The organism is Mesorhizobium sp. BR1-1-13, from assembly GCF_020165515.1.
Lineage (GTDB): Bacteria > Pseudomonadota > Alphaproteobacteria > Rhizobiales > Rhizobiaceae > Mesorhizobium.
In genome coordinates this window covers 245,199-262,134 of sequence record NZ_JAIUIH010000004.1, presented here as the reverse complement: position 1 = coordinate 262,134, position 16,936 = coordinate 245,199, and the positions used below count along the sequence as shown (strand labels likewise).

Here is a 16,936-nt window from a genome sequence, read left to right as displayed (position 1 = left end):
GTCGCTGTCCGGCCCTTCCTTTCCCGGGATCGAACCGGTAGCTGATGGCTTGCCGATCCGCAGGTCGGCGATTCACTCATGGAACGGCAGCATGGTCGCGACCGGCTCGAGCCAAGGCGAAGCGGCAACGCAGTGGACAGCGCTCGCCGGCATCACCGCAGCGCTGGCGATGTTCGGCGCCGCGCAAGGGCTGAGCTCGCCGCTGTTCACGCTGCTGATGCAGAAGCAAGGCATGTCGCCGGGCCTGATTGGCCTCTCGGCGGCGATGATGCCGGTTGGCTTGATCCTGTCGGCCTCGTTCGTGCCGGCTGCCGTGCGGCTGGTCGGCGCCCGCACGCTCGCCGTCGGCTGCTCGCTGATCGGTGCGCTGTGCTTCCTGGGCATCGGCTATCTGCAGGACTGGGTGGCGTGGTTCGTCCTCCGTTTCATCATCGGCGTGGTCATCAACCCGCTCTATATCCTGGGCGAGGTGTGGGCGCTGTCGCTGGCGCCGCCGGCGCGACGCGGCCGGGTGATGGGCGTGTTCAATACGCTGATGGGGGCCGGCTACGCGGCCGGGCCTTTCACCTTGACCCTGGTCGGCACGTCGGGCTGGGCTCCCTTCAGCGTCGGCATTGGCGGCTTCGTGCTCTGCGCCGTCATTCTGCGCCTTGTCTCCTCAAAGCTCACCGGCTTCGAGGATGACGGCCAGCCAGCCGGCAGCTTTGTCGGTTTTGCCCGGCTGGCGCCGGCGCTGCTGCTGGCGGTGCTGGTCTCGGCGGCGGTTCAGCAAAGCACCTATGCGCTGGTTCCGGTCTTCGGCGCCGGCTATGGCCTGCCGGAAGCCGTGCTCGCCGCTCTGGTGATGGCGTTGTCCCTGGGCAATATCCTGCTGCAGATCCCGCTTGGCCTACTCGCCGAGCGCTTCGGCGGCCGTTCCATGATCCTGGTTTGCGCGGTGGCGACCACCGTTTGCGCGCTTCTGCTGCCGCTGCTGATCACGACGCCGCTGATCTGGGCGGTGCTGCTGGTGATGGGAGCGGTCGGCTATGGCGTCTACACGATGGCGCTGGTGGAACTCGGCAGCCGGTTCAAGGGCTCGCTGCTGGTCACCGGCAACGCTGCTTTCGCCTTGTTGTGGGGCGTTGGCGGCATTGTCGGCCCGCCCAACGCCGGCCTGCTGATGCAGGCGATCGGGCCTTTGGGGTTGCCGGCGGTGATCATCGGCCTGGACGCGCTGCTGGTCGCCTTCGCGCTCTACAGATCGGCCAGCCGCAGAGGCTCCTGACAGGGTTTGGCCGGAACAAGCGTGGGTTCGGGCTTTGGGGCTTACGGCTATCGGGTCGAAACGCTAAGCCTGCAGCCGAGAGGCGATGTGGATCATGGACCGGGTGGAACCGAAGCGCGACGAGACGATGCAGTGGGCGGCGATCACCGGTGTGATCGCGACCGTGTCGGTGTTCGCCATCGCGCAGGGACTGTCCTATCCGCTCTTGAGCTTCATCCTGCAGCGGCAGGGCGTTTCGCCTGTCATGATCGGCCTGTCGGCCGCGATGACGCCGATTGGCTTCATCGTCTCGTCGCCGCTCATTCCTTCACTGGCGCGGCGGTTCGGGGCAGGGCGCACGGCGCTGACCTGCGCGGCGCTTTCGGCGATCGTGCTGGCGCTGATCGGCTGGACGCAGAACGTCTATCTCTGGTTTCCGCTGCGGTTCCTGATCGGCGCGGTGACCAATCCGCTCTATGTCTTAAGCGAAATCTGGGTGATCGCGCTGGCGCCGCCGGCCCGGCGCGGCCGCATCATGGGCGTCTATTCCACGATCATCTCGGCCGGCTTCGCCGCCGGTCCGCTTTGCCTGCTGGCCGTCGGTACGGAGGGCTGGCCGCCATTCCTGGTCGGTATTTCCGCCTTCATCTTCTGCGGCGGCTGCCTGGCCCTGGTGGTCGGGCGCCTGCCCAAGGTCGACGAAGCCGGGCATCGGCTTTCGGTGATGGGCTTCATGCCGCTCGCCTGGCTGCTTTTGTCGGCAGTGGTCGTGGCTGCCGGCTTCGAGCAGGCGGTGCTGGCGCTGCTGCCCGTCTACGGTACCCATTATGGCATCGCCGAGACCCGCATGTCGGCGCTGCTGTCGACGATGATCGCCGGCAACATCGCCATGCAGGTGCCGCTCGGCCTGCTGGCCGAGCGGCTGACGGCGCGCCTGGTGCGGTTCATCTGCCTGGTGCTGACGCTGCTCGGCTGTCTGCTGCTGCCGCTATTGATCGAAACGCCGCTGGTCTGGCCGATGATCTTCGTCTGGGGCGCGGTGTCCTACGGCATTTATACGATGGCGATCATCGAACTCGGCGAGCGTTTCAGCGGCTCGGCGCTAATTGCCGGCAATGCCGCTTTCTCCCTGATGTGGGGCGTCGGCGGCATCCTCGTCCCGCCGCTTGCGGGCGGCGTGATGGACGGGATCGGCGCGAGCGGCCTGCCGGTGACGCTCGGCGCGATCTGCCTGGCGCTGGCGGCTGCGACCGTCATCCGGCGGCGGATCGTGTGACGGCCTGAAGCGATCTGCCGCGATGACGCGGCTTCAACACCTTGAATCCGGCGCCCTTTGACGCGATGTAGGCAGGGCCGCCCCGCGATTTCCCGGAGACCCGCATGACCATTTCGACCACAAAGCCTGGCTTGGCGACCGATGATCCCTTTCTTTGGCTGGAGGAAAGGACGAGCAAGGAGGCGCTCGACTGGGTACATCGCCAGAACGAAGTCACGGTGGCGCAATTGCAGGGCGATCCGTCCTACCAGGCGTCGTTCGAAACCGCGCTCGATCTGATGACCGCCGAGGACAACATCGCCGTAGGCTCCGCGCTCAACGGCTACGTCTATAATTTCTGGCAGGACAAGACCAACGTGTTGGGCCTATGGCGCCGCACGACGGTGGCTTCCTACAAGACCGACAGACCGGACTGGGAAACCATCATCGACTTCGACCAGCTCGCGGCGAAGGAGGGGGTGAAGTGGGTGTTCGGCGGCGCCAGCCGGCTCTACCCCGATTTCAACCGCTGCCTGGTTTCGATGTCGCCTGATGGCGGCGACGCCAGCGAGATGCGCGAATTCGACATCGCGGCCAAGTCGTTCGTCGAGGATGGGTTTCGCGCGCCCGCTTCCAAATCCGGCTTCGGCTGGCTCGACAAGGATACGTTGATCGTCTCGGCAGCCTTCGAAGAGGCCGACAAGACCGAATCCGGCTATCCACGCGTGGTCAAGCTCTGGAAGCGCGGGACCAGGCTGGAAGACGCGACGCCGATCTTCGAGGCGCAGAAGGAAGACCTCGCCGTTGGCGCGGCGCTCGAGTTCGATGGCGACCGGCGTTATCTCGTGCTGGCACGAACGCTCAATTTCTTCGCTTCGCATATTTTCCTGCGGCTGCCTTCGGGCGAGAACAGGCGCCTGCCGCTGCCTGACGACATGACCGATACGGCGATCTTCAGGGATCAACTCGTCTTCAGTGTGCGCAGCCCGTGGACGGCGCCTGACGGCACGCTGTGCAAGCCTGACGGTCTCTATTCGCTGGACCTGGCGCGCTGGGTAGAAACCGGCGCACTCGGACCCATCCAAATTTTGCTGGAACCCACGCATCGGGTGTCCATCGCAGGCATGGCCCGCACGCAGGACCGGCTGTTCATCAACCTGATGGACAATGTGCGCGGCAAGGTCGTCGTCTGCGCGCGCGAAAAGGGCGGCTGGTCGCTGAAGCCTGTCGCGCTGCCCGAAAACGGCAATGTCGGCATCAGCCATGCGGAGCATTTCGGCTCCAGCGTGTCCTTCTCCTTTACCGATTTCCTGACGCCGAGCTCGATCATCTGGTCCGACGACAATGGCGAGACGCTCGCCACCGTGAAGTCGCAGCCGTCGCGGTTCGATGCTTCGCCGCTCGTGTCGGAACAGTTCGAGGCGCGCTCGAAGGACGGCACGATGATCCCCTATTTCGTCGTCAGGCGGCGTGACCAGAAGGGACCGGTGCCGACGCTGCTCTACGGCTATGGCGGCTTCGAAGTGCCTTTGCTGCCCGGCTATGCCGGTGTGCGCGGCAGGCTGTGGCTGGAGAAGGGCAATGCCTATGTGCAGGCCTGCATCCGCGGCGGCGGCGAGTTCGGGCCGGCCTGGCACCAGGCAGCGCTGAAGGGAAACCGGCAGAACGCCTTTGACGATTTCGCCGCGGTGGCTGAGGACGTCGTCAGGCGCGGCATTGCGACAGCCGCCTCGCTCGGCATCCAGGGCGGCTCGAATGGCGGCTTGCTGACGGGAGTCTCGTTGACGCAGCATCCTGAGCTGTTCGGCGCGGTCATCATCGAGGTGCCGCTGCTCGACATGCTGCGCTACACCGAATTGCCGCCCGGCGCGTCGTGGATGGCCGAATATGGCGATCCGTCGAAGCCGGAAGATGCGATCTGGCTGGCCGCCTACTCGCCTTACCAGCATGTCGACGCCGGTGCCTATCCGCCGGTGCTGCTCACCACCTCGACCGCCGACGACCGGGTGCATCCCGGCCATGCGCGCAAGATGGCCGCCCGCCTGCAGGAGGCCGGCCATGCCGGGACGCTCTTCTTCGAGGAGACCGAAGGCGGCCATGGCGGCCGCGGTGACCGCCGGCCGCAGGCGGCGCAGGCTGCGATGAAGTACGTTTTCCTGCAAAGGACGCTGGGCGGGAAGGGCTGAACCGAAAGCTTCGGGCCGGAGCAAAGGGTGGTTCACCTCGAACCTTCTTTGCTCTAAGGTGCCCGCATGGCTCCCGTGGTGACATTGGCCGGCCTTTTCGGGGTTCGGGCATTTGGGGGCGCGGTGACGCCGTCGCTGCGCACGTTACGCGCCGAGCTTTTGCGGCTTTGCGCCCGCATAGGCTATTCGCCACCCGCTGTCCTCTGAAGAATCCGCCCCGGCGCAGCCGGATTGGTTCCAGAGGAAAGATCAGATCCATGACCTATCAAAACTATTCGCTGAAGCAGCTTCAGCAGATCGATGCCGCGCATCATCTGCACCCGTTCACCGACCATAGGGAACTGCGCGAGGCCGGATCGCGCATCATCACCCACGCTAACGGCCCCTTCATCTATGATTCCGAAGGGAACGAACTGCTCGACGGCATGGCGGGGCTGTGGTGCGTCAACATCGGCTATGGCCGCGACGAGCTCGCCGAGGCCGCCTATGCGCAGATGAAGGAACTGCCTTACTACAATTCCTTCTTCAAATGCTCGACGCCGACGCCTGTGCTTCTGTCGAAGAAGCTGGCGGAGATCGCGCCGAAGACCATCAACCAGGTGTTTTATGGCTCTTCCGGTTCGGAAGCCAACGACACCGCGCTCAGGCTCGTGCGCCACTATTGGGTGCTCGAAGGCAAGCCGCAGAAGAACCGCGTCATCTCGCGCAAGATGGCCTATCACGGCTCGACCATCGCCGGCACGTCGCTCGGCGGCATGGACGCCATGCACAAGCAGCTCAACGGAGAGGTGCCCAACATCGTCCATGTGATGACGCCATACGCCTACGAGCTGTCGCTGCCGGGCGAGAGCGATCATGATTTCGGCCTGCGCGCGGCAAAGGCGGTCGAGGACGCCATCCTCGAAGCCGGCGCCGACAAGGTCGCCGCCTTCATTGGCGAGCCGGTGATGGGAGCTGGCGGCGTGAAGATACCGCCGGCAAGCTATTGGCCCGAGGTACAGCGCATCTGCCGCAAATACGATGTGCTGCTGATGCTGGACGAGGTCATCACCGGTTACGGCCGCACGGGCGAATGGTTTGCCGCGCAGACGCTTGGCATCGAGGCCGACACCATCACTACCGCCAAGGCGCTGACGTCGGGCTACCAGCCGCTGTCGGCGCTGCTGGTCGGCGATCGCATTGCCTCGGCGCTGATCGAGAAGGGCGGCGAGTTCAACCACGGCTATACCTATTCCGGCCATCCCGTGGCTTGCGCCGTGGCGCTGAAGAACCTGGAGATCATGGAGCGGGAAGGTCTGGTCGATCGCGTCAGGACCGACACCGGGCCCTATTTCGCCAAGGCGCTGCAAGAGCGCATCGCCGGGCACGAGCTGGTCGGCGAGGTGCGTTCGATCGGGCTGATGGGCGCGATCGAGATCGTCAAGGACAAGGCGACGAAGGAACGGTTCCTGCCGGCGGGAAGTGCCGCGGTGACCGTGCGCGACCATGCGATCGCCAACGGAATGATGCTGCGGGCCACCGGTGACACGATGATCCTGTCGCCGCCGCTGATCTGGACCCGGGACACGATCGACATGGCCTGCGAGCGTATCGGCAAGGCGCTCGACTTGGCGCAAGCGGATCTGCGCAAGCGATAAAAGAAATGGCCGGGCGTTCGTGACCGAGACGCCCGGCCGTCGAAGGCCCAATTGCCGGTCCCAGGCGCACCGGAGGGTTCCGGTCGCCGGCGCCATCGGCTACAACCGCCAAGGCAGTTTTGCCGACGGGGGATGCCATGGCCGGACAACCGCTCAACCAGCCCGCCGAAATCCCGGCCGAGCTCGATCGCTGGAATTGGGGCGCCTTCTTCCTCAACTGGATCTGGGGCATCGGCAACTCCACCTTCATCGCGCTGCTGGCGCTGATCCCGATCGTCAACATCGTCATGATCTTCGTGCTTGGTGCGCGGGGCAGCCGCTGGGCATGGCGCAACCGTGCATGGCGCGATGCCGAGCAGTTCCGCAGAACGCAGCGCAACTGGGCGATCGCCGGTCTTGCCGTCTGGGTGCTCAGTATCGGGGGCTGCGCGACGATGGTCGGCGGCATCCCTTTCATGATCAAGAACAGTGACGCCTATCACATGACCATGGATGCCATTCGCGCCGACACCCGGGTGAAAGCCGCTATCGGCGACGACTTGACCGCCAATTTCTGGGTCGGCGGCCATCTCAACGTCGACGCGAATGGGACGGGTGACGCGCGGTTCAGCATTCCCATCCACGGCGCCAAGGGAAAGGGCACGGTGTTTTCGCACCTGGTTCGCACCGCAGGCACGTGGAGCACGCGCCTGCTCGTGGTCCGGGTCGATGGCGCCGATGCGCCGATCGTGCTGACCAATGAAGATCACGTGCCGATCCCGAACGCTGCAATCGGAATATGAGGGATGTCGGATCCTGGAACGCAAAAACCGCGCCCCACCGGGAACGCGGCTTTGCCAGATACGCTTGGCGTTTCGCTACGCAAACACTTGGCGAAACTTACGGGCTCCGGTACGCGGGACCTGATCCGGAGCGCCGGGCGGACGCGATATCCGCCTCGCAATCCGTTTTATAGGGACATCGTTACCGCGGAGTTATCGAGAGCTTAAGCAAACCTAAATTTTGCGGTTCTTCGGCGAGGCGTACGAAAGAAAAGCTAGCTTTATCAGTCGCTTATAGATTGGCGCCGCGCAGAAAATTTATGATCCCGGAAAAATCGGCGCCGGCATTCCCTTGCGCGTTGAACAGGCCGTAGAGCTGTGTCGCTTCGGCGCCAAGCGGTGTCACCGCGCCCGCGGCTTGTGCGGCTTCCTGCGACAGCTTCAAATCCTTCAGCATGAGTGCGGCGGCGAAGCCGGGCTTGTAATCGTGGTTGGCGGGCGAGGTCGGCACCGGGCCGGGCACCGGGCAATAGGTGGTCAGCGACCAGCACTGGCCTGAAGACGTCGAGGCAACGTCGAACAGGGCCTGGTGCGCCAGGCCGAGCTTTTCGGCCAGCACGAAGGCCTCGGCGACGCCGATCATCGAAATGCCGAGAATCATGTTGTTGCAGATCTTGGCCGCCTGGCCGGCGCCGTCGCCGCCGCAATGGACGATGCGCCCGGCCATGGGCTTCAGGATCGGCTCGGCGGCGGCGAAGGCATCGTCGGAGCCGCCGGCCATGAAGGTCAGCGTGCCGGCCGTGGCACCGCCGGTACCGCCCGAGACCGGCGCATCGACCGACAGCAGGCCGTGCTTTGCGGCGATGGCATGCGCCTTGCGCGCCGAATCGACGTCGATGGTCGAGGAATCGATGAACAGCGCGCCCTTCTTTGCCTTGGACGCGATCTCTTCGTAGACCGACAGGACATGCTTGCCGGCGGGCAGCATGGTGATGACGACGTCGGCATCCTTCACTGCTGCGGCGGCATCGGCCATGATGACCACACCATGCTCGCGTGCAACGGTCAGGTTTTCGGGCATGAGGTCGAAGCCATGCACGGGATACCCCGCCTTGACCAGGTTCGCAGCCATTGGATTGCCCATATTGCCAAGCCCGATGAAGGCGATCGTCGTCATTGTGTTCTCCCGGAGTTTGCAGGCTTCAGCGGCCGATCAACGCGCGGGCGATGATGACACGCATGATCTCGTTCGTGCCTTCGAGGATCTGGTGGACGCGCAGGTCGCGCACCAGTTTCTCGATGCCGTAATCGTGCAGGTAACCGTAGCCGCCGAGCAGCTGCAGCGCATCGTTGGCGACGTTGAAACCGGTGTCGGTGACGAAGCGCTTGGCCATTGCCGACCATTTTGGGGCATCCGGTGCCTTGCGGTCGAGCTTGGAAGCGGCGGCATAGAGAAAGATGCGCGCCGCCTGCAATTCGGTCTCCATGTCGGCCAACTTGAACTGCAAAGCTTGGAACTGGTTGATCCTGGAGCCGAACGCCTTGCGCTCTGATGTGTAGGACAGCGCCTTGTCAAGCGCCGACTGGGCCCCGCCCAGCGAACACGCGGCGATGTTCAGCCGGCCGCCATCGAGCCCGGCCATGGCGATGCCGAAACCGGCGCCTTCGCCTGACAAAAGGTTTTCAGCCGGCACCTTGCAATCCTCGAAAATGACCTGGCGGGTCGACTGCATGTGCCAGCCCATCTTGTGCTCATTGGCGCCGAAGGAAAGGCCCGGCGCGTCCTTCGGCACAATAATGGTCGAAATGCCTTTCGGCCCGTCGACGCCGGTGCGCACCATGACGGCATAGACATCGCTGTCGCCGGCGCCGGAGATGAACTGCTTGGCGCCGTTCAGCACGTAGTCGCCGCCGCTCTTCACCGCCCGCGTCTTCAGGGCAGCGGCGTCGGAGCCGGAACCCGGCTCGGTCAGGCAATAGCTCGCCAGCCACTCCATGGAGGTCAGCTTCGGCAGGAAGCGCCGGCGCTGGCCGTCGTCGCCGAAACGGTCGATCATCGAAGCCACCATATTGTGGATCGAGATGAAGGACGAAAAGGCCGGGTCGGCGTGGGACAGCGCTTCGAAGATCAGCACGGCGTCGAGCCGGCCGAGCGCGGAGCCGCCGACATCGTCGCTGACATAGATGCCGCCGAGGCCCAGCGGGCCAGTCTCGCGGATCACGTCGGCGGGGAAATGCTTGTTGCGGTCCCAGTCTAGCGCATTCGGCGCGACGCGATCGGCGGCGAAGGCCTGCGCCATCTCCTGGATGGCGCGCTGGTCCTCGTTGAGTTCGAACTGGCTGGTGCTCGCATCGACCGCGGCGTCCATGGCGTGCTCCCTATATGCTGGCCAGCTGGCTCGCTGGCCTGTCGTTTTTGGCTTTGCGCGCGCACCAACCTAGACCAATGATGCCGCCGCGCAACCCGAGCCGCCGCGGAGCGGCTGTGCGTCAATGCATGTCCGGAGCAAGATGTGACGACAAAATTCGATGAGCTGCTAGAGCGGTTCCACGCCTATCTCGCTTCCGTGGATGACTTCCTGGTGCGGGATGCGGTGGCGCGCATAGGGTGGGATATGCCCGCCCGCGAGCTTGAGCCGCACCCACTCGGCTGCCTGCGCCATCTCGATCGCGCCGCCGAATTGACGCCGGCGCGAGCCAAGCAGCTGGTCCAATTTCTGGCGCAGGAGCGCGGCGAATTGCGCTGGGGCCAGACCTACGGTGAGTCGGATTTCGGCAAGGCGTTCATCGACAATTATGGCTGGCTCGAAGTATTCGGCACCCGCGGCCACTTCGCCAACGACGAGGTCGCCGCCGGCGTGCTGATCCTTGGGCCTGATATCGTCTATCCCGACCACCATCATGTCGCCGAGGAGATCTATATCCCGCTGACCGGCGGCACCGAGTGGCGAATGGGCGAGGACAGCTTTCACAAGAGAGAGGCCGGCGAGGTCGTGTACCACGCTTCCAAGGTCAATCACGCCATGCGCACCGGCAAGGAGCCGTTGCTGGCGCTCTATATCTGGCGCGGCGGGCCGCTGGCGCAGAAATCCACGATCACCGGGACCGCGACGCAGGGCAGGGGCTGAGCCATGGCTCAAGCCATCATGCTGCAAGGCACGGGTTCGGATGTCGGCAAGACGGTGCTGGTCGCCGGGCTGTGCCGCGCCGCGAAAAAGCGTGGGCTGAAGGTGCGTCCGTTCAAGCCGCAGAACATGTCGAACAATGCCGCCGTCGCCGATATTCCCGGCGACAACAGGGCTGGCGGCGGCGAGATCGGCCGCGCGCAATGGCTGCAGGCGATCGCTTGTGGCGTGCCGCCATCGGTTCACATGAACCCGGTGCTGCTCAAGCCGCAGACCGATGTCGGTGCGCAGGTCATCGTGCAAGGCAAGGTGTTCGGCGAGGCGCGGGCACGCGACTACCAGGCGTTGAAGGGTCGGCTGATGGACGCGGTGCTGGACTCCTGGGCAAAGGTTGGCGAGGGCGCCGATCTCGTCATCGTCGAGGGCGCGGGTTCGCCGGCGGAGATCAACCTCAGAAGCCGCGACATCGCCAATATGGGTTTTGCGACGCGGGCCGACGTGCCTGTCGTGCTGGTCGGCGACATCGATCGCGGCGGCGTCATCGCCTCGGTCGCGGGCACGCATCTGATCCTGCCGGAGGAAGACCGGCGCATGATCGTTGGCTACCTCATCAACAAGTTCCGTGGTGACGTCTCGCTGTTCGACGACGGCATCAAGGCGATCGAAGGGTTTACCGGCTGGCGCTGCTTCGGCGTCGTGCCGTGGCTGAAGGCGGCTGCGCGGCTGCCCTCGGAGGATTCGGTGGTGCTGGAACGGCTTGCCTCCGGGGAGGCGCGTGCGCTGAAGGTGGCGGTGCCGATGCTTGGCCGCATCGCCAATTTCGACGATCTCGACCCGCTCAAGGCCGAGCCGCAGGTGGAAGTGGTGTTCGTGCCGCCTGGAAAGCCGTTGCCGCAGGATGCGGGACTGGTGGTCATTCCCGGCTCGAAGTCGACGATCGGGGATCTGCTGAAATTTCGCGAAAATGGCTGGGACCGTGATCTTCTCGCCCATCGCAGGCGCGGCGGCCATGTCGTCGGCATTTGCGGCGGCTTCCAGATGCTTGGTCGCATCGTGCGCGATCCCGACGGCATCGAAGGCAGCGTCACCGAAGCGGAAGGGCTTGGCCTGCTCGACATCGAAACGGTGATGGAACCGGAAAAGACGGTGCGCAACGTCAGCGCCCGCTCGGTGCCGTTCGACCTGCCGCTTGAAGGCTACGAGATTCATCTCGGCCGCACCACCGGCCCGGATATGCTGCGGCCGTCGGCGATCATCAATGGCGTCGAGGATGGTGCTGTGTCGGCGGATGGCAAGGTGGTCGGAACCTACATGCACGGCCTGTTTGGCGCCGACGCCTTTCGAGGGAGATTCCTCGAAAGCCTCGGCGTCAAGGGCGGCGGCATCGACTATCGCGCCGAGGTCGAGAGGGCTCTCGACGAGGTCGCGGCCGAGTTGGAAACCCATCTTGACTGCGACGCGATTTTCGCACTGGCGCGGTAGCTAACTGCTCTTTTCACTCGCTTCGGCCAGTAGGACCGGAATCAAAAGCGTCCGGCTTTGGCCGGGCGCTCCGAATTGCCTGAGATTTGAATGTCAGGCGCCGCGCATCAGGCCGCCGCCGGCAAGCACGATGTAAGCAATGAGCACGATCCACACCGATGCGAGTGGGACGAACGCAAGAAGGCCAAGGGCGGCGAGAATGCCGATGAAAACAGTCTGGGTAGGTGCACTGAGATTCATGTGCGGGTCCTCTCCTCGACATGATTCGAACAGTGGCATTCCATCAGGCGCGCGGGTCACACACCAATCAGGACGCGCAGCGGGTTCGCCGGGTCGGCCAGGAGCTTCGCCGCCAGTGCGACGCAGACGATGACAAGCAGCGGCTTGATCAGCCTGGCGCCGATGCGCATGGCCAGGCTGGCGCCGAGGCGGGCGCCGAGGAACTGGGCGACGCCCATCATCAGGCCGATCTTCCAGGAGATGACACCGACCGCGGCGAAGACGACGAAACCGCCGATGTTGGAGGCGAAATTGAGCAGCTTGGTATGGGCCGTCGCCTTGAGCACGCCGTAGCCAGCAAGCGCGACGAAGGCCAGCATGTAGAAGGAGCCGGCACCCGGCCCGAACAGGCCGTCATAAAAGCCGATGGCCGGCACCAGCGTTATCCCGAACAGGAAGGGTGTCATACGCTCGGCGCGATCGACGTCGGTCATGTTGGGCTTCAGGGCGAAATAGAGCGCGATGGCGATCAGCACCAGCGGCAGAAGCGCCCGCAGCAGGTCGCCGGGCACGACCGTTGCCAGCAAGGCACCGACGGCACCGCCCGCGAGCGCCAGCAGCGCAGAAGGCAGTTGCCGGCGAAGGTCGACATGGCCTTTCGCGGCATAGTGGATGGTCGCAGATCCCGAGCCGAACATGCCCTGCAGCTTGTTTGTTCCCAGCGCCTCGACCGGCGAGAAGCCGGCCAGCAGCAGTGCGGGGATGGTGATCAGTCCACCGCCACCGGCGATCGAGTCGACAAAACCCGCGGCAAAACCGGCGAAGGCGAGCATGGCGACGGATTGTAAAGTGAGGTCGATCATCGGGTGGGAAGTATCAAGCCAAAAGACGCTCCGGCTTCGATCACGAACACCCCGTTTGCGCAAGACCGATTTCACGCTACTTCTATCCTAAGCGTCGCGCCTGGATTTCGTGTTTGTGCTGTCGTTATCCCAACCGCTGCGCTTTTTGGGCTACATGGATTAGAGGAATCGGCAAAGGGGCTTCCGATGGCATTCGAACTGCTCGACCAGATACGCTCGATCTTCGACGGCGACCCGGGCGTGCGCAAGGTGGCGGACGACCCCGTGTTGTCGGCGGAACTTCTGATGCTGTTCCGCATGATCCTGGCCGATGGAACGGTCAGCGAGAGCGAGATGGTTGCTTTCCGGCGCATCTGCAAGGATGCCTTCGGCATTCCGGAAACCAGCATCGACGCCGTCATCGAATATCTCAACGAATTCGGTTACGAGACCAATGGCTCGCAGGCCATCGCGCTGTTCCGCGACCTCGATGTCGAGCGGCGCAAGCAACTGGCGCAGCATATGGCCGAGATCGCCAAGGCGGACGCGCAATTGGCCGAGACCGAGGTGCGCCTGCTGCGCCGCACGCTCGACCTGCTCGACATCAGCCCGGTCGACGTGGTGAAATCGGAGCAGTAGGTTGATCCCGGCCGGGGCCGGCTATCTGCGGCACCCTCCGGCGTTTGTTGCCTTTCACTCACACGGCGGATTCGCTTCGCGAACCGATCACTCACCCCTGCTCCTGCATACGGCGTGCAATTGCCCTGTGCAGGTCCGGCGCTGCGGCGACAAGCGCCTTGGCCGCCTCGGATTGCGGGTGATCCAGCACCTCGCTCGTCCGGCCACGCTCGACGATCTGGCCGTCATGCATGACCAGCACTTCGTCCGTTATGGCGCGGGCGACGGTGAGGTCGTGGGTGATGAAGAGATAAGCGATGCCGAGTTTCTGGTTGAGCTCGGCGAACAGGTCGAGGATCTGAGCGCGGATCGAAACATCGAGCGCCGAAACCGGCTCGTCGGCGACGACCAGTTTTGGTCGGGTGATGATGGCGCGGGCGATCGACAGGCGCTGGCGCTGGCCGCCGGAAAACTCGTGCGGATACTTTTCCATGTCGTACTGGTCGAGGCCGACCTCGTGCAGCGCCTGCGCCACCATCTCGCGGCGCTCGGCGCGCCCCGGTTTCCTGTCCAGCACGTGCAGCGGCTCGGCGACCAGCTTCTCGACCTTCTGGCGCGGATCGAACGAGCCATAGGGATCCTGGAACACTACCTGCATGTCGCGCCGCGCCGGCTTCAGGTCCGCCTCGCTCTTGCCGGTGAGGGGCTCGCCGCGAAAGCGGATGGTGCCCGAACTCGGCCGGTCGAGCGCCAGGATCATGCGCGCCAACGTAGACTTGCCGCAGCCGGAGCGGCCGACCAGCGCCACCGACTGGCCCGGCGCCATCGATAGCGACACGCCGTCGACGGCGCGGATATCAGGCGCGCGCCTGAACAGTGAGGTGCGCCGGCCAGGATAATCGCGCGTCACGCCCTCGACCTCGAGCAAGGGCCGGGCTGCCGTGACGCCATGCGGCCGGGCACGTGCGGGCACGTGCATCGAGGCCAGCGCCAGCTGGCGGGTATAGGGGTGGAGCTGTTCAGAGAGGGTGCGTGCCGTGTCGCCTGCTTCCATCACCTCGCCATGCCGAAGGATGGTGATGCGGTCGGCCATTTCCGTCACCACGGCGAGGTCATGCGAGATCAGGAGCAGGCCCATGCCGCTCTCCGCGACAAGGTCGCGCAAGAGGGCGAGGATTTGCGCCTGCAGCACCACGTCGAGCGCCGTGGTCGGCTCGTCGGCGATCAGCAGCTTCGGCTTCAGCGCGCAGGCCATGGCAATGACGACGCGCTGGCGCTGGCCGCCGGACAGTTCGTGCGGATAACGCGACAGCGGGAATTTTGCCGATGGCAAGCCGACCCGGTCGAGCATTTTTCGCGCCCGCTCTTCCGCCTCGGCGCGGCTTGCCTTGGCATGCCAGCGTATGCCTTCGGCGACCTGCTCGCCGATGGTCTTGAGCGGGTTCAGCGCGGTCATCGGCTCCTGGAACACCATGCCGATATCGTCGCCGCGCAGGGCGCACATCTGATCCTCGCTTGCCGCGAGGATGTCGATGCCGTCGAAGGTAACGTGCCCGCTGGCACGCGCCGCATATGGCAAGAGCCGCATGACGCTCAGAGCCGTCATCGATTTGCCGGAGCCGGATTCGCCGACCAGCCCCATTACCTCGCCAGGCGCGATGGAGAGCTCGATGCTCCGGAGGATCGGTGTGTCTCCGATTGCCAGCGAGAGATTGTCGATTTCCAGCAGGCTCATCGTTGCCGCCGCGATTTCGGATCGAGGATGTCGGCGATGCCGTCGCCCAAAAGGTTCAGCCCAAGCACGGTGATCACGATCGCCATGCCGGGAAAGATCGCCATCCAGGGCGCCACCACCATGCGGGTCTGGGCGTCGAACAGCATGCGGCCCCAACTCGGCATCGGCGGTTGGACGCCGAGGCCGAGATAGGAAAGCCCGGCCTCGGCCAATATGCCGAGCGCGAACTGAATGGTGCCTTGCACCAGAAGCAAGGTGGCGATGTTGGGCAAGACATGTTCGACGGTGATCAGCGCCTTGCCCTTGCCGGCGGCGCGGGCGGCGAGGATGAATTCTCGCGGCCAGATCGCCAAGGCCCCGGCCCGGGCGACGCGGGCAAAGACAGGGATGTTGAAGATGCCGATGGCGATGATGGCATTGACGGCGCCGGGGCCGAAGATGGCGGTGATCATAATCGCCGACAAAAGCGCAGGGAAGGCGAAGACCAGATCGTTGATGCGCATCAGCACCTCGTCGATGAGGCCGCCGCGCGCCGCCGCAAAAGCACCGAGCGGCACGCCGACGCCCATGCCGATGCCCACCGCGACCAGCGCCACGGCGATCGAATTGCGGGCGCCGACCATGATCATCGACAGGATGTCACGGCCGAAATGGTCGGTGCCGAACCAGTGCATCCAGGACGGCGCCAGCGTCTTGTCGGATATGACCAGCCGGGTCACGTCGTAGGGCGTCCAGACATAGGAGAGGATCGCCACCGCCGCCACGAACAATGTGACGGCGAAGCCGGCAAGAAACGAGCGGTTACCGAACGCCTTGACGAGGATGCCGCCCAGCGTCTCTTCGGGGATGTCCGGATGCAACATCATTGCCGACTTCGGAGGCGCGGATCGACGACGGCGTAAGAGAGGTCGACGACGAGGTTGACGGCGATGACCGCGGCGACCAGCAGCATGACGACGCTTTCCACGACGATCAGGTCACGCTGGGTGATCGCCTGGAACACCAGCCGGCCGAGGCCGGGCAGGTAGAAGACGTTCTCGATGATGATGGTGCCGGCGAGCAGGAAGGCGAATTGCAGGCCAAGAATGGTCAGCACCGGGATCATGGCGTTGCGCAGCGCGTGCCGCCACAGGACCACGCGGTAGGGCAGGCCCTTGGCGCGGGCCGTGCGGATATAGTCCTCGTTCAGCACCTCGATCAGTGCCGAACGGGTGACGCGTGCCAGGATCGCGGCCTGCGGCAGCGCGAGCGCCACTGCGGGCAAAAGCAGCGATTTCAGCGCCGGCCAGACGCCGGCCCCCCAGCCGGGAAAGCCGCCGGCCGGAACCAGCCGCAGCCAGACGGCGAAGAGATAGATCAGCATCAGTGCGAACCAGAAATTGGGGATGGCGACGCCGAGCTGCGCGGCGCCCATCGCCGTCGTGTCACCCATCCGCCCGCGATGGTTCGCTGAAAACAGGCCGACCGGAATGGCGATGAGGGTGGATAGGGCGAGCGCGATCAGCGCCAGCGGCAGCGAGACGACGAGACGCTCGCGCACGAGATCGATGACCGGCACCGAATAGGTGTAGGAGCGGCCGAAATCCAGGCTGAGCAGGCCGCCGGCCCAGTGCAGGTAACGCCAGGGCAGGGGCGCGTCGAGGCCCATCTGGTTGCGCAGCAGCTCGACCTGATCGGCGCTGGCATTCATGCCCAGCATCAGCCGCGCCGGATCGCCGGGCAGGATCTCCAGCACCGCGAAGACGACCATGGAGGCCAACGCCAGCGTGGCGGCGGCGATGGCGAGGCGCTTGAGGAGGTAGGCGGTCATCGCTCGACCGGCCAATAGTC

14 protein-coding genes and 1 pseudogene are annotated in these 16,936 nt (G+C 64.7%); 8 read left to right on the top strand and 7 right to left on the bottom strand.

What is annotated here, in order from left to right:
- The first annotated feature begins 91 nt into the window (after positions 1-91).
- From LB533_RS11995 to LB533_RS11975, 5 genes are all read left to right on the top strand, one after another.
- Positions 92-1,267, top strand: coding sequence for an MFS transporter (locus LB533_RS11995; protein ID WP_224677246.1), 1,176 nt, complete (start codon positions 92-94; stop codon positions 1,265-1,267).
- Positions 1,268-1,361: 94 nt separating this feature from the next.
- Positions 1,362-2,522 (top strand): MFS transporter, encoded by a 1,161-nt coding sequence (locus LB533_RS11990; protein WP_224677245.1) that lies wholly within the window; start codon positions 1,362-1,364, stop codon positions 2,520-2,522.
- 104 nt (positions 2,523-2,626) lie between these two features.
- A complete protein-coding gene (locus LB533_RS11985) occupies positions 2,627-4,687 on the top strand; it encodes a prolyl oligopeptidase family serine peptidase (protein WP_224677244.1) in 2,061 nt (686 codons plus the stop codon).
- A 257-nt stretch (positions 4,688-4,944) separates the two neighbouring features.
- On the top strand, positions 4,945-6,324 hold the full coding sequence (locus LB533_RS11980) for an aspartate aminotransferase family protein (RefSeq protein ID WP_140639019.1): 1,380 nt from the start codon (positions 4,945-4,947) through the stop codon (positions 6,322-6,324).
- A gap of 137 nt (positions 6,325-6,461) precedes the next feature.
- Positions 6,462-7,106, top strand: coding sequence for a cytochrome c oxidase assembly factor Coa1 family protein (locus LB533_RS11975; protein WP_224677243.1), 645 nt, complete (start codon positions 6,462-6,464; stop codon positions 7,104-7,106).
- Positions 7,107-7,377: 271 nt separating this feature from the next.
- Here the strand turns inward: LB533_RS11975 and mmsB are convergent.
- Together mmsB and LB533_RS11965 are read right to left on the bottom strand one after the other, a co-directional pair.
- Positions 7,378-8,268: pseudogene (mmsB, locus tag LB533_RS11970) on the bottom strand (3-hydroxyisobutyrate dehydrogenase); the annotation flags it as partial.
- 19 nt (positions 8,269-8,287) lie between these two features.
- Entirely contained in the window at positions 8,288-9,454 is a 1,167-nt protein-coding gene (locus LB533_RS11965) for an isobutyryl-CoA dehydrogenase (RefSeq protein ID WP_224677241.1), read from the bottom strand.
- Between the two features lie 144 nt (positions 9,455-9,598).
- On the opposite strand from LB533_RS11965, the gene LB533_RS11960 reads away from it, so the two are divergent.
- Positions 9,599-10,213: a dimethylsulfonioproprionate lyase family protein gene (locus LB533_RS11960; RefSeq protein ID WP_224677240.1), complete on the top strand. Its 615-nt coding sequence runs from the start codon at positions 9,599-9,601 to the stop codon at positions 10,211-10,213.
- Positions 10,214-10,216: 3 nt separating this feature from the next.
- Complete coding sequence (locus LB533_RS11955; RefSeq protein ID WP_224677239.1) at positions 10,217-11,692, top strand: cobyric acid synthase; 1,476 nt, start codon at positions 10,217-10,219, stop codon at positions 11,690-11,692.
- A 93-nt stretch (positions 11,693-11,785) separates the two neighbouring features.
- Here the strand turns inward: LB533_RS11955 and LB533_RS11950 are convergent, their stop codons facing one another.
- A complete protein-coding gene (locus tag LB533_RS11950) occupies positions 11,786-11,932 on the bottom strand; it encodes a hypothetical protein (RefSeq protein ID WP_140639013.1) in 147 nt (48 codons plus the stop codon).
- 56 nt (positions 11,933-11,988) lie between these two features.
- A complete protein-coding gene (locus LB533_RS11945) occupies positions 11,989-12,774 on the bottom strand; it encodes a TSUP family transporter (protein ID WP_140551386.1) in 786 nt (261 codons plus the stop codon).
- Between the two features lie 186 nt (positions 12,775-12,960).
- On the opposite strand from LB533_RS11945, the gene LB533_RS11940 reads away from it, so the two are divergent.
- Entirely contained in the window at positions 12,961-13,392 is a 432-nt protein-coding gene (locus tag LB533_RS11940) for a TerB family tellurite resistance protein (protein ID WP_140495687.1), read from the top strand.
- A gap of 91 nt (positions 13,393-13,483) precedes the next feature.
- Here LB533_RS11940 and LB533_RS11935 read toward each other — a convergent pair whose 3' ends face one another.
- From LB533_RS11935 to LB533_RS11925, 3 genes are read right to left on the bottom strand one after another with little or no spacing between them, the layout of a single operon-like run.
- Positions 13,484-15,106, bottom strand: coding sequence for an ABC transporter ATP-binding protein (locus LB533_RS11935; RefSeq protein WP_140639012.1), 1,623 nt, complete (start codon positions 15,104-15,106; stop codon positions 13,484-13,486).
- Positions 15,103-15,972: an ABC transporter permease gene (locus LB533_RS11930; RefSeq protein WP_140639011.1), complete on the bottom strand. Its 870-nt coding sequence runs from the start codon at positions 15,970-15,972 to the stop codon at positions 15,103-15,105. The genes LB533_RS11935 and LB533_RS11930 overlap by 4 nt, the downstream gene beginning before the upstream one ends.
- The gene (locus LB533_RS11925; protein WP_140639010.1) at positions 15,969-16,916 is read right to left on the bottom strand and encodes an ABC transporter permease; all 948 of its coding nucleotides are present in this window, start codon (positions 16,914-16,916) and stop codon (positions 15,969-15,971) included. The genes LB533_RS11930 and LB533_RS11925 overlap by 4 nt, the downstream gene beginning before the upstream one ends.
- Positions 16,917-16,936: the final 20 nt, after the last annotated feature.